Consider the following 12,529-nt stretch of genomic DNA (forward strand, 5'->3'; position numbering starts at 1 on the left):
ACCGCTGCCAGTCAGTCAATGAGGACGAAACCACCGTTGCGGATCTCAACCATTCGTAGACTGCTTTGCTCAAACACACCTCCGTGGTTATTGGGAGCAAACGTAAGGGTGCTGGTCACGCCTACCAGGCCGCGGGTCTTCTCCAGGGCATCGCGGATCGCGGCAGGATCGGTACTTCCCGCACGACGGATGGCGTCCGCCAGCAGAACCAACGCATCGTGGCCATAGCCGGCAAAGGTATTAGGCACCCGGCCATAACGATCTTGGTAGAGCTTTCGGAATGCCATGCCCAGCTCACGCTCCTTCGAACCCTGCGGCATCTGTTCCGCTACGAGCATGGTCGGCGCATTCATACGTATACCCTCGGCGGAGCGTCCCGCCAGGCTTGGAAATTCGGGAGCTGCCATCGAATGGCTCATGTATAGCGGCACCTTGATCCCCAAAGCAACGCGATTGCGGGCCACAATGGCCGGTTGATTTCCTGCGTCCAGGTTGATGATGGCCTGCACCTCCTTGTTACCGCGAATGCGGGTCAGCTGCGCGGTCATGTCAGAGTCCCCGACAGCATAGGTTTCGTCCATGACGATCTTGATCTTGAATTTTTGCGCCTCCTCGATGAATATTTCTCGCGCGGCGCGCCCATAACCTGTGGTGCTGGAAAGCAGCGCAAGCTTTGCAATGCCTTTCTCATTCATATGCTTGTAGATCACCCTGGCGGACATCACGTCGCTCTCGGTGACGGAGAAAAGCCATTTTTTTACCGGATCGGTGAGGATGCGCGCTCCCGCCATCGTGATCTGGGGCACGCCGTGACGGGCAGCCAGCGCCTCCATCGCCAAGGAACTGGCAGTGATGCTGCTGCCCATCACCGCACTCACACGGTCCTGGGTAAGGAGCCGCTGCATCATTGTCCTGGCTCGCTCAGCGTTGCTGGCGTCGTCGTAAAGCACCAACTCCAGCGGGCGCCCGAGCACACCACCTTTCTTGTTGACTTCTCCTACCATGAACTCGAGCGCATTCTTCTCGGGCTCGCCGAGATAGGAGGCGGGCCCGGTAACCGACGTGACCGCCCCTATTCGGATCGCATCCTTGGCCGTGGCCGGTATCGCGGTGAAACCCAAAACCGCGACGATAGCTAATGTCACATATCTGGCCCCTTTGGCCAGGTCCATCAAAGATTGAAGTAGCAGTTTCATTCCTATCCTCCCTTAAGGTCATTGTCTTCAAGTAGACAGCTTGCGTGCATGTCAGCACCGCCACATCGGTGCCTTATCCTCCCCGCGATCAAACGACTCATTTACGTTACAAAGTGGCCTCCTGTGGAGCAGCCCGTGGTAGATCTTGGTCGCGCCCTCCGACATGGGCACCAATCGCTGGACTTGTGGCTCGCAAAGCATCCATCTCATATCTCTAGCAACTTCGCCTGCGTAAGCCAGAGCCCGTCGCGCGCCATAACCAAGCCCACTGCCAGCCTGGGAAAACCTCCGCGATGTTCTCGGGACCACCGAGAAATAGCTTAATTGCCGGGACCTTCCCAAAGCGTCGGATTTGCATGCTTTGCGGTAATTGCGGTTATCAAATCTTGACTTCTTGGACCAACTTTGGCATGTCCGCCGACTGCTTGCCATCGTCTCGTTGCAGGCATGGTTACTTTATGCGCCATGCCCGGGTAACAGGGCAGCGCGACCGGCGCATGCTGGCATGACTAGGGATTTTCTGCTGGGATTTCTCTAATGCCAACGTGACCGCTGCTTCCATTCAGTCTACGAGAACGAAGCCGCCGTCCCGAATCTCAAGCAGACGCATCCCTCGATTCTTGAAAATGCCGCCGTGGCTATTGGGACCGTAGGTGAAGGTACTGGTCACACCCACCAGATCGCGGGTCTGCTCAATCGCATCACGAATTGCGGCGGGATCAGTGCTGCCCGCCCGGCGAATCGCGTCTACCACAACCGTTACGGCATCGTGGCCATAGCCTGCGTGCATGTTCGGTACCCGGCCATAACGCTTCTGATAGAGGCTCCGAAACGTCATTCCCATGTCGCGAACCTTCGATCCCTGCGGCAGTTGCTCGGCAACAACCATGGCCGGTCCGGGAACCCGAATACCCTCGGAGGCCCGTCCAGCCAGTTCCGGGAACTCGGCAGCAGCCTGGGAATGCAGGGTATAGAGTGGCAATTTAATCCCCAGGGCAGCGTAATTTCGAGCCACGATCGCCGGCTGATTACCGGCATCGAGATTGATAATGGCCTGGACGTCCCGATTGCCGCGAATGCGGGTGAGCTGTGCACTCATGTCCGAGTCGCCCGCTGCATAGGTTTCGTCCATGACAACTTTGATGTTGTATTTTTTTGCCTGCTCTATGTAAGTCTCTCGTGATGCACGACCAACACCTGCAGCACTGGAAAGCAAGGCAATCTTGCTGATTCCACTTTTCTTCATGCCCTCATAAGACACATGAGCAGCAATCACGTCGCTTTCGGGGATGGTGAACAACCATTTTTTTACCGGATTCGTGAGCACGCCTCCCCCAGCCAGGGCGACCTGTGGTACGCCGTGGCGGGCCGCCAGGGTTTCCATTACCATGGAATTGGCGGTGAGGCTACTGCCGATCACCACGCTCACCCGATCCTGGGTAAGCAGCCGCTGCATCATGCTCCGGGCTCGCTCCGGGTTGCTGGCGTCATCATAGAGCACCAGCTCCAGCTGGCGTCCAAGGACACCACCTTGCTGGTTGACCTGTTCGATCATCAGTTTCAGGGCCTTCGACCCAGGGTCCCCGAGGAAGGATCCGGGGCCGGTGGCCGACGTCACCGCCCCTATGCGGATGGGATCCTTGGCAATGGCGGGCATCGCGATGAAACCCAAGGCCGCGACTACGACTAAAGAGGCACTGCCAGCCCGTTTGGCCAGTTTCGTTAGAGATTCCAGTAGGTTCATTATTATTGCCTTTTTAAGGTCAATCGTCTTTAGGAGAACGCTCGCATGTAGCTCGAGGCGTACATCACCGATGTTTGACGTTCGTCCCTGAACCAGGCGCTTCGTTTCCTTGTCTCCTCAACGCTAGAAAATCAACAATGTGCTGACTGCGCTGGCCAAAAGCCTCCCCTCCACCTTCAGGGATGCTTCCAGATAGGCCGTCCGTCGACCGACCCGCACCACTTCCGCGCGCGCCTCCGCGGTCTCCAGATGGAGCGGGCGGTGGTATGTCACAGACAGACTCACCGAAGTAAAGCCTTCAGCGTTCTCCAGGCGGGACGCGAGGGCATAGCTCATGGCTGCGTCACAGGCTGCTGCAATATAGCCGCCCTGCACGACGCCATTACCGTTGAGTGCACGCTCGCGGGGTAACCAAATGAACCGAGCAATACCGTTCTCCGCTTCCAGGAGCTCCAGGCCAAGATCTCCATTACAGGGGACGACGACCCCCGAATCCATATCCACCAGTAATGGGTGTCTCATGACTGTTCCGCAATCAGGCTCAGGCCTCTTCCATCGTCCAAGGGACAAGGCTCGGGTTATCCAGAACCCAACTGCGAATATCCTTCTTGCGCAGCTTCGAGGAGAGGGTCTTGGGCAAAGGTTCGTCGACGAACAGCACGAGCTTTGGAATTTCCGGCTTTCCCAGCCGTCGCTCGCACACCTTTAGGACACCCGCTTGCGTCAAATCCGCGCCCTCGCGCGCCCTGACCACCGCCACCACAGCCTCGCCCCATTCGGGATGTGGCACGCCAACCACGGCAACTTCCTCGATATCTTCATGCAGACTCAATACCGCTTCGACACTGGATGGAAAAACATTCACTGCACCAGTGATGATCAAAAAGCTCTGTCGGTCAAGCAGGTAGATATAGCCGTCTTCGTCCCTTCGTGCGATGTCGTTTGTCCGCAGCCAACCATCACCCGGAAACACCTCCGCGGTCTTCTCTGGCAGGTTGAGATACTCCTTCATGACCGGGCCACGCACCCACAGCTCACCCGGCTCGTTAGCCGCCAGTTCCATCCCATCATCGCTGCGGATGCTTAGCTCAAAATGCACCCGACAACGACCGACGGACTTCAGCCGCTCAGGATGATCCGCCAGCGCCTGGCGGTAGTCCTTCGGAGTCATGATCGTGATCCAGACACCGCCAGCCTCGGTCAATGTGTAGGACTGCATGAGGTCACAATCGAAGGTCTCGCTGGCCTCGCGGATCAACGCTGGGCTGGCTGGCGAGGAACCAAACAAAATCAACCTTACCGACGAGAAATCGTAATTACCGGTGGCATATTCCCGGGCGACCCAACGCATCATGGTGGGGACCATGAATACGTTTGTGACACGATAGCGCGGAATATCCTGCAAGAACTCCGCAAGATTGAAGTCACCATCGGGCAGCACATGGGTCATGCCGTTGGCCAGCCCCCACAGGTTCAATACAACCACGATCCAGGCGGAAGCACCGGGAACGTAGAAGACATCATCCGTGGTAAATCCGGTGGATACCACGTCCTGTATGATGGCGTCATGTAATCCATGATGGGTAAGCACCACGCCCTTTGGGAGACCGCTGGTGCCGGAGGTATAGCTTACGAGCAGGGCGTCAGCGGCAGCGATAGCCGGATACTGCGGCACATCATTGACACCTCGCTCGATCACGGCTTCGTAATCCAGCTCCAGCCCGTGATCGCCGCCAAAGCCGATCACCAGAACGCCTGCCCTGGCAAGGTCCGGCAACAACGGCTCGATCATCTCCCTGCAGCTGGCTTGGACGATCACCGCCCTTGCGTTGCTGTCCTTGAGAACGTGGCGCATCTCCTCCGCAGCGTAGCGCCAGTTGAGGCCAACTCGCACTGCACCCATCTTCATGCAGGCGAAGAAATGCTCGTAGACCTCGATGGTCTCGTGGGTCAGAATGGCAATCGTATCGCCCTGACCGACACCCAATTGCTGCAGCGCGGCGGTAAGCTGATCGGCGCGACGGTTGATCTGCGACCAGGTCGCCGAACGGTCGCCGCAATGATAGGCGACCTTGTTCGGAAAATTCTGCGCACAACGTACAAGCAAGTCGCGAGGCAACATTGCTACCCTCCCATGATGTCACGGGCCTTAAAGGGGCCCGCCTCCGCCAGCGTCGTCGCTGGCTGTTTATTATTCGGCGACGAACAACAGTTCCTCATTATCGATCTGCGCCCGTACCCGCGCCCCTGCCATGATCGAGTCGGCCTCCACCGACAAACGACCTAGCAACCTGGGGCCCTCGTCCAGCTGCACAATCACTACGTTGTAGGGCGCGGGCAGGTCCTCGCGGTAACTACGATGGTAGGTCGCCCGTGCCCGCACCTCTCCGCGGCCGGCACTGGGCTCCCAGCCGATGGTGGACTCCGGACAGTGCGGGCACAGACCCGCGCCGTACGGCAAGGCCCGAGCGCAAGTGTCACAGCGCAGATACAGCAACCTGCCCCGGTGCAATCCCTGATAGAAGGGATGATCCTTGACCAGCAAGCTTTCAACGCTCATAACATTATCTCCGGCGGGCCAGCTTCACAGGCGCGGCTCCGACCCGAGCAGCAAAGCGGCGTGATAGTCGAGGCAACCGCCGTTGCCCGTCACCAGTTGCAAAGCCACATTATCGAGTTGGCGTTCCCCGCCCTGGCGTCGAATCTGGATCAGGGCTTCAGCCAATGGCGTCATCCCCTGCAGGTAGTAGCCTGACAGATGCCCGCCACCTGTATTACAGGGCAATCGACCGCCGGGTGAAGTCTCGCCCGCCTTGACGAAGGCCCCCGCAGTACCTGGCTCACAGAAGCCGTACGCTTCCAAGCCAAGCAGCGTCGTGATCGAGAAAGCCTCGTAGAACTGGCAGGCCGCAATATCCCCAGGCTCTACTCCAGCCATGTGGTAGGCAATCTGACCAGCAAGCCTGGCACCCAAGGGCGGCAAGCCACCCTGCGCCTCGGCCTGCGCCGCGCTGCCCGCGTGCCCCTGGCCCATACCGTGAACGTAGGCGGGCCGCTCGGTGAGGTCCGGGGCACGTCGAGCCGAAGTAACCACCACTGCGACGGCACCATTGACCGGATAGGCGCAATCCAGAACCCGAAATGGCTCCACCACCCAGGGAGATGCCCGATACTGCAGAAGATCCAGAGGCTTGCGCAAGAACGCCTGGGGGTTGCGCATCGCCCATGCCCGATCGGCCACAGCCACCGCACCCAGGCAGTCTCGGTCCAGGCCGTAATGGGAAAGGTACTCATCGGCAGCCAGAGCATAAGCACCAGGCGCCCCATAGAGACCGCACCGCGCCTCCCACCCCGGAATGCCGCTGATTGCCAGCGGCGCTGCAAAGGCCTGCCCCCCTCCCTGTGACTGGACGGGCGTGTCGGCAAACACACACACCACGGTAGCAGCCATCCCGGCTTCAATGGCACCGGTAGCATATTGAATCATCTGCACCGCAGAAGAGCCCTGCCCTTCGATACCCGAAAGAAGGCGCAGGTTCGCCAGCTGAAGGTCGTCCTGCAAGGTCAAGGGCATGCTGTCCGGATCGGCCAACGGACTCCGGTTGATCAACAGGCCATCAACATCGCAAGGACGCAGCCCAGCGTCAGCCATGGCATCGCGAACCGCGTCGGCAGCCAGTTTCCGGGAACTACCGATCGATTCGCGAGAGAGCTCACTGAGCCCCAGCCCGACGATCGCCGACTTGGCACTCCCTTGTTTCCCCATTACCTCCCCCCAAGCTGCTTTCAGCACAAAACTCCGGCCGACCAGAGCGCTAGCGGCTCAGGTCGACCCCACTACGACTTTATTTTAAATTATGAAGCCCAACGTGGAAAGCGGCTCGGACGCGTGAACCAACATGACCTTCTTGGAGAACATCTTGAAGTCGCCGGCGTCGCCCGCCCGCAGGCCGTACTCTACCCTTCCGGGCCAGACCTCCATTTTGTGAGTGGACTGGGCACGAAGCTCATAGAGTACGAAGTTGGCACCCACCCGGTACTCACGAGCGCCTGATTTGACGGGATCTTCGACCGCCTCAATCTCGATATTCGACAGCACCCGACGCATGGGGGAAACTGGCAGCTGGGAGTGACGCATTCCGGTCTTGAGCTGAGCGATGCGGGTCGCCAGGCGCTGACGGTTGTCAGCGGTCACAGAGACCTGAAAACCACCTCCCTCTTTATTGTCGCCCGTGGGCACCCAGTAGTACATGTCGTCATCGACCAGGGCTTCCCATGCCTCATAGCGTGATTCATCGGCCAACCGCGCCTCGCGATAGAGGAAGGCCTCAATCTGACGCTGCTCATCATTTGACACTAATTGCATTTCGGCTCCTTCTTGGACTCTCTGTTCGGACGATTCATCGCCCTTAACGACTCATGACGCTCTGGTAGTGACGCCAAAAGCCCCGATTGGTCGTTTCGTCGGTAATGTGTCCGATGATCGAGCCGTCCTCACGTGCTTGTTCGCGCTCTTCACCGCGGCTCAAATCCAGCCAGGCCCGACCATCGGCCAGCGCCATCTGCTGCCGCTCAGCGATAACCCCGTCATCGGCCAGCAAGAACGCCGAAGGCCCCATCGCCGCTTCTGACTGACGCAAAATGCGGTCATTGAGCGCGTCAGAGACATCACCGAGCAACAGAGGCGTGTGCCATTGCACGCATTCGTTGGGGCCGGCGGGCTGAAAAATCACGATATTCATTTCACCCAGGAACAGGTTCGGAAAGATCACCGCATGCGGCGGACCTGCGCGCAGGATTTCGTGTGCGCGCTCATGCCCATAGGCATCCTCCAGCTGCTTTACGTAGTCTGGGAAGCGGGAGGCGTTGGGAAGACCCAGCCATTGGCACTCGCTGGTGTAGCTCGGCGCAAAATTAAGCTCGGTGTGACCATTGCCCCAGTCGATGGTTTGGGACTTGACGTCGTCCTCGGCGATCATCGTGGCTTCGTCATACTGCGAACGAATGACCTTGGCGAAGGAGGCGTGCACGTAGTTGACGTGGTAGCCGTCGGTATCGTTTTCGGGCAACATTTTCCAGTTGGCGGCAAACTTGTGCTTCACCCAGCCCGCAGTCAGCCGCAGGTCGCCGGAGGGCGACATCTCGACGGCGCGGTCAAGGGCGTCTGTCGCGTTGCCGAGGTGATCAGCCAGGGTGCCGGCATCGGGATTGAAGCTTGCGAAGACAAAACCCCGGTAGCTCTCGACCAATGGCAAGGCCTGCAGGCCGAAGCTCTCGCGGTCCTTGGTAAAGCCTTTCGGGTACGGCACATCGAGCAGGCTGCCGTCCAGGCCGTATATCCAGCCGTGGTAGGGGCACATGAAGTTCTTCGCCTTGCCCGTCTGCTCACTGCACACCAGGTTGCCACGATGGGCACAGCGGTTCTTCAGCACCATCAGCTCGCCACTCTTGCCACGCACCAGCAAGACCGGCTCTTCGCCGATATTGCGCCGCACGAAACTGCCCTTTTCGGGAATTTCCGATTCGTGGCCAACGTACACCCAACCGCCGTAAAAAATCCGCTCCAGCTCGTCTCGGTAAACCGCCGCGCTGGTGTAGAGGGAACCGTGCACGCGATCCCTGCGGATCAGATCACGATAGTTGGGCACCTCGTCAACATTGATCGCGGGAATTGGTAATGACATGACGTTCTCCAGATGTAATCTAAATTTACCAAGCAACCGCTTGGTCAAATTAGTCAATCACGAAATCCGGGGTGAGTCAAGAGCAACCGCAGGGTCGGCAGACCCGTTGCCCGGCGCCCGCTGAATGGCCCGATCGAGCAGCCAGCGCCGCATGCCGGCTATGTTCCGAGCGCTTCGGGCCTGGCTGGCAGACCAGCTGCCGCGTCGGCACGCACGATCAGCCCAGGCCTGGTGATATCGGCCCCCGGCCCGATCCGGGCGGCCGGGATCGAACTGCAGGTGGCCAGCCCCGGCAGAGCCGTACCGCCCGCCGGGGGGATCGCCTGCCGGGGGGATGTGGACCCAACGCGCGCTCGATGGGGATGCGCGCCAGTCGCGGGTCCACTCCGCCGGTCCACCACGCAAGCGCCTCCCGCAAAGGCCGGACGGCGCAGCAGCCGGCGGGTGACCGCGGGAGCATGAACCGCGGATGATCGAGGCCTCGCCCGGCGTGCAGGGAGCACGCCAGCGGGCGTGCCGCCGCCCTGCATTGATCGCACGGCATCCAGCACCACCACAGCGACATCGGCCACATAAGCCCGCAACAGCGCCAGGCTGGCGGGATGCGGCTCTCCTCCAGGCTCGCCCAGGCGCTGTACCCAGCAAGCAGGTCAGGTCAGCCCGACACGTTGGAGCGTTCGAACCCGTAACTGACGTCGCATCACGCGGTGGCGTTGAATCCCGACAGAGAAAAGCAGTCGTCGCGACGAGCGACCGAAGCTCAAAAAGCCGCATCAATCATGCGACAACCGGCTTGACATGCGGCACTCGCGGAAATCACCCGGTCGTGGGGCATCCGCTTCACATCCTGAAGAACCACGTACGGCTTAATCTGACTCCAGATATATCACTGAAAGGAGCATCGAAAATGAGCTGTGAGAGATTGAAGGAGCATGTCGCCCTTGTCACCGGAGGCGGCCGAGGGATCGGCAAGGCCATTGCACAGCGCCTTTATCAGGAAGGCGCCAACGTGGTCATCTGTGGTACGTCCGAGGACGTGCTGAGGCAGGCGGCTGAAGAAATTGCAACCGAAGATCGCCAGGTGATGCCGATCGTGTGCGATGTCTCCAATGCCAGCCAGATAAAAGAGATGGTGGGCAAGGCGCGGGAACGTTTCGGCAAGGTCGATATTCTGGTCAATAACGCCGGCATCATGTTGCGGCACATCGGGCTGGAACGGGCCGCGCGTCCGTTTTACGAACTGGACGAAGCGGACTGGGACAAGGTCATGTCCGTCAACGTCAAGGGAATGTGGATGTGCGCCCGTGAGGTCTTCCCGGACATGCGTTCGCAGAACTGGGGCCGCATCATCAATATCTCGTCAGACACGGTATACATGGGGCGCGGCAACGGCCTGCAGTACGTGACCTCCAAAGCCGCCGTCGTGGGTCTTACCAGGGCCCTTGCCTTTGAAGTGGGCCGATTCGGCGTGACAGTGAATGCAATCTCTCCTGGTCTGACCCAAAGCGAAACGGTTCAGGAGCACGACTTCAAGCAGATGAGCGAGGAGCTGGCAAAGGTGTCGGCCATCCCAAGGCTCGAACACCCCCAGGATCTGGCGGGAACGGCGGCCTGGCTCGCCTCCGAGGACGCCAGCTTCGTCACCGGGCAAACGATCAGCGTCTCCGGAGGCTTGAGCCTGCACTGAGCGCGCTGTTTGGCGTTTCAGTGCCCCGGCCAGCGATGGTGAATGGCTGGCCGGGCTGCGAGGGACCGGTTTCGGGGTGGGGAACCCACCCGAATGGGGAAGCAAGCTGTACCTACCCCTGCGCGCGCCGCCAAGCGCCGGCCGACGTCGCCCCACGGAACCGGCTTTGCAGTGACCACTGCGGCTGCGAGAACTCCCGGAACATGTGCTTGATCAGATGGTTGGGCCCTCATGAAAACGTGGGATACCTCAGACTCTGCCTCGGTTTTGCAGAACTCTGGTCTTTAAATCGGTTCACACCCCGCCCCTACCCTAGACGATTCCGAGCTCCTCCAGCCGAATCGCCATCGTTTCAACGGTTACGCTAAAGCGCTCCGCCATCGAGTAAAAATTTAAACCGTTGTAGGATTTTGCCGATGCCAAATATCGAGACAACTTCCGCCGATTCCCCAGGAGCTTCCCAAATTCATGAGAAGGCTTTCCCAACAACGCATATGCAGTTTCTTCAGTCAAGAAAAATGCGTTCGTGATAAAGCTTGATTCGAACTCTTTCCTCACCAACTTCTCTGGAAGCAGGAAATAAACAGCGAATTTATCGGCCTCTAACTCGACCCTATCGCGCGCCACACCAAAGCCATTTAAGCCACGATCACGATGCAGATGATTAAGGTGAGGATGGAGCAACAGGTGTCCAACCTCATGAGCTGCCGTAAACATCTGAACAGGCGTGTCGAACTCTGCAGAAATTCGGATCTGCCTCTTAATCCTATCGATCTGACCCGCAACAGCGATCTTGCCCGGACGATCTGAGTAAACACCAAGTGTATCTGCAACTTCAAATTCGTAACCAAGAAATGCGGAGGCTTTGGATGGATCTAACATTGCCATTGCGGATTTCGGTACGCCGTTCGGCCAAAGGCGATTACGCTCATGCCAAATATTCCGCTGAAGGTCTATCGCAATGCGCTCAACGTTCTCAAATGAGTCCACAGAACGCCTCGCCTCACCAGCGAATGGACTTGTCGCAGACAAGCGACCATCGCCGTCCAACTGTGCATACTGGTTTTTGGGCGACCTACGACTAGCGGAGACCACATCAGCCTCCGTCGAGTACATTGGAATGGGATCTTCCAGTTGCTCTAAATGAGCATAGGGATTTTCAAGCAAGGATCGGCGAGCATTTAGTTTTGACCCCTTGAAATATTTCATCTTGTCAGCCCCATTTCGTTCCAGATCAATTCTCAAAGAATTTCAGCTTGGACAATTTCGAAATTACGTCCATTGAACTCCGAATTACCCGCACTTCGAATACCCACAATTCAGACACGTCGCACACCCATCCATGATCACCAGCGCCTTGGTATTGCACTTGTGGCACATGGTGGCGCTGGGCGGGAAGCTGGCGCCTTCGCCGGTGACGGCGATGTCCTCTTCGTGGTCGGCGGTGCTGTTGGGGAGGGGCGCGGGCGCAGGAGCGACCCCTCCCCGGCCCTCCCCTTCGCTGCGTGAAAGGGAGGGGGCAGCCGCGGCGTTGCCGGGGACTGCTGTTACTTCAGGGTTTTTTTTTGAGCGGTCTTCGTACTGCTTGCGCTTTTCGGCCAGCATGGCGCGGGTGTGGTCGCTCATTTCCGGGTCGTGCAGCAGGCCGATGGACTTCATGTGTTCCTCGACGATGGCGCCCAGTTCGGCCACCAGTGAGGGCATGTACACGCCGCCGGCCTTGAAGTAGCCGCCGCGCGGGTCGAACACGGCCTTCATCTCATCGACCACGAAGGTCACATCGCCGCCCTTGCGGAACACGGCCGACATGATGCGGGTCAGGGCCACGATCCACTGGAAGTGCTCCATGGACTTGGAGTTGATGAAGATCTCGAACGGGCGGCGGTGCTCGTGCTCGGTGCCGGCGTTGAGCACGATGTCGTTGATGGTCACGTAGAAGGCGTGCTCCACCATGGGCGACTTGATCTTGTAGGTGCTGCCGATCAGCACGTCCGGGCGCTCGATGCGCTCGTGCATCTGGATGACTTCGGCCTTCGGCAGCTCGGCCTCGGCGGCGGTGCGGCTGACCGACTCGGCAGGCACCTGGGGCGCGGCATCCCGCGCCTTGTCTTCTGGGCTTAGCACTGCGTAGCCCTTGATTTTCTGGTCGATCTTGATGGCCATGGCCTGGTGTCCTGAATGCTTTGGATGATGCGAAGAAACTGAAAGGGGCCGGCGG

At 59.1% G+C, this 12,529-nt stretch carries 11 protein-coding genes; 1 reads left to right on the plus strand and 10 read right to left on the minus strand.

Going from position 1 to position 12,529, the window contains the following annotated elements:
* Positions 1 to 11: 11 nt before the first annotated feature.
* The 8 genes from DSC_RS12795 to DSC_RS12830 all read right to left on the minus strand — a co-directional run bounded on the left by DSC_RS12795 (position 12) and on the right by DSC_RS12830 (position 8,624).
* Positions 12 to 1,196, minus strand: a complete 1,185-nt coding sequence (locus DSC_RS12795; protein WP_052299810.1) for an ABC transporter substrate-binding protein — start codon at positions 1,194 to 1,196, stop codon at positions 12 to 14.
* 562 nt (positions 1,197 to 1,758) lie between these two features.
* A complete protein-coding gene (locus tag DSC_RS12800) occupies positions 1,759 to 2,940 on the minus strand; it encodes an ABC transporter substrate-binding protein (protein ID WP_014161600.1) in 1,182 nt (393 codons plus the stop codon).
* A gap of 123 nt (positions 2,941 to 3,063) precedes the next feature.
* A complete protein-coding gene (locus DSC_RS16220; protein ID WP_014161601.1) occupies positions 3,064 to 3,438 on the minus strand; it encodes a PaaI family thioesterase in 375 nt (124 codons plus the stop codon).
* A 43-nt stretch (positions 3,439 to 3,481) separates the two neighbouring features.
* Positions 3,482 to 5,062 (minus strand): class I adenylate-forming enzyme family protein, encoded by a 1,581-nt coding sequence (locus DSC_RS12810; protein WP_014161602.1) that lies wholly within the window; start codon positions 5,060 to 5,062, stop codon positions 3,482 to 3,484.
* Positions 5,063 to 5,131: 69 nt separating this feature from the next.
* Positions 5,132 to 5,500 (minus strand): Zn-ribbon domain-containing OB-fold protein, encoded by a 369-nt coding sequence (locus DSC_RS12815; RefSeq protein ID WP_014161603.1) that lies wholly within the window; start codon positions 5,498 to 5,500, stop codon positions 5,132 to 5,134.
* 24 nt (positions 5,501 to 5,524) lie between these two features.
* Entirely contained in the window at positions 5,525 to 6,706 is a 1,182-nt protein-coding gene (locus DSC_RS12820; protein ID WP_014161604.1) for a thiolase family protein, read from the minus strand.
* Positions 6,707 to 6,790: 84 nt separating this feature from the next.
* Entirely contained in the window at positions 6,791 to 7,306 is a 516-nt protein-coding gene (locus tag DSC_RS12825; protein ID WP_014161605.1) for an aromatic-ring-hydroxylating dioxygenase subunit beta, read from the minus strand.
* Between the two features lie 43 nt (positions 7,307 to 7,349).
* Complete coding sequence (locus DSC_RS12830; protein WP_043290670.1) at positions 7,350 to 8,624, minus strand: aromatic ring-hydroxylating oxygenase subunit alpha; 1,275 nt, start codon at positions 8,622 to 8,624, stop codon at positions 7,350 to 7,352.
* A 907-nt stretch (positions 8,625 to 9,531) separates the two neighbouring features.
* On the opposite strand from DSC_RS12830, the gene DSC_RS16915 reads away from it, so the two are divergent.
* Entirely contained in the window at positions 9,532 to 10,311 is a 780-nt protein-coding gene (locus tag DSC_RS16915) for an SDR family NAD(P)-dependent oxidoreductase (protein WP_014161607.1), read from the plus strand.
* 312 nt (positions 10,312 to 10,623) lie between these two features.
* Here the strand turns inward: DSC_RS16915 and DSC_RS16230 are convergent, their stop codons facing one another.
* On the minus strand, positions 10,624 to 11,520 hold the full coding sequence (locus DSC_RS16230; protein WP_014161608.1) for an ImmA/IrrE family metallo-endopeptidase: 897 nt from the start codon (positions 11,518 to 11,520) through the stop codon (positions 10,624 to 10,626).
* Positions 11,521 to 11,604: 84 nt separating this feature from the next.
* Positions 11,605 to 12,474: a TSCPD domain-containing protein gene (locus DSC_RS12845; protein ID WP_014161609.1), complete on the minus strand. Its 870-nt coding sequence runs from the start codon at positions 12,472 to 12,474 to the stop codon at positions 11,605 to 11,607.
* Positions 12,475 to 12,529: the final 55 nt, after the last annotated feature.

The organism is Pseudoxanthomonas spadix BD-a59 (assembly GCF_000233915.3).
GTDB lineage: Bacteria > Pseudomonadota > Gammaproteobacteria > Xanthomonadales > Xanthomonadaceae > Pseudoxanthomonas_A > Pseudoxanthomonas_A spadix.

Excerpts from the sequence above, each read along its gene's own strand:
- DSC_RS12795 (WP_052299810.1), bottom strand. The coding sequence starts at position 1,196 with ATGAAACTGCTACTTCAATCTTTGATGGACCTGGCCAAAGGGGCCAGA.
- DSC_RS16230 (WP_014161608.1), bottom strand. The coding sequence starts at position 11,520 with ATGAAATATTTCAAGGGGTCAAAACTAAATGCTCGCCGATCCTTGCTT.
- DSC_RS16220 (WP_014161601.1), bottom strand. The coding sequence starts at position 3,438 with ATGGATTCGGGGGTCGTCGTCCCCTGTAATGGAGATCTTGGCCTGGAG.
- DSC_RS12830 (WP_043290670.1), bottom strand. The coding sequence starts at position 8,624 with ATGTCATTACCAATTCCCGCGATCAATGTTGACGAGGTGCCCAACTAT.
- DSC_RS12815 (WP_014161603.1), bottom strand. The coding sequence starts at position 5,500 with ATGAGCGTTGAAAGCTTGCTGGTCAAGGATCATCCCTTCTATCAGGGA.
- DSC_RS12845 (WP_014161609.1), bottom strand. The coding sequence starts at position 12,474 with ATGGCCATCAAGATCGACCAGAAAATCAAGGGCTACGCAGTGCTAAGC.
- DSC_RS12825 (WP_014161605.1), bottom strand. The coding sequence starts at position 7,306 with ATGCAATTAGTGTCAAATGATGAGCAGCGTCAGATTGAGGCCTTCCTC.
- DSC_RS12810 (WP_014161602.1), bottom strand. The coding sequence starts at position 5,062 with ATGTTGCCTCGCGACTTGCTTGTACGTTGTGCGCAGAATTTTCCGAAC.
- DSC_RS12820 (WP_014161604.1), bottom strand. The coding sequence starts at position 6,706 with ATGGGGAAACAAGGGAGTGCCAAGTCGGCGATCGTCGGGCTGGGGCTC.
- DSC_RS12800 (WP_014161600.1), bottom strand. The coding sequence starts at position 2,940 with ATGAACCTACTGGAATCTCTAACGAAACTGGCCAAACGGGCTGGCAGT.
- DSC_RS16915 (WP_014161607.1), top strand. The coding sequence starts at position 9,532 with ATGAGCTGTGAGAGATTGAAGGAGCATGTCGCCCTTGTCACCGGAGGC.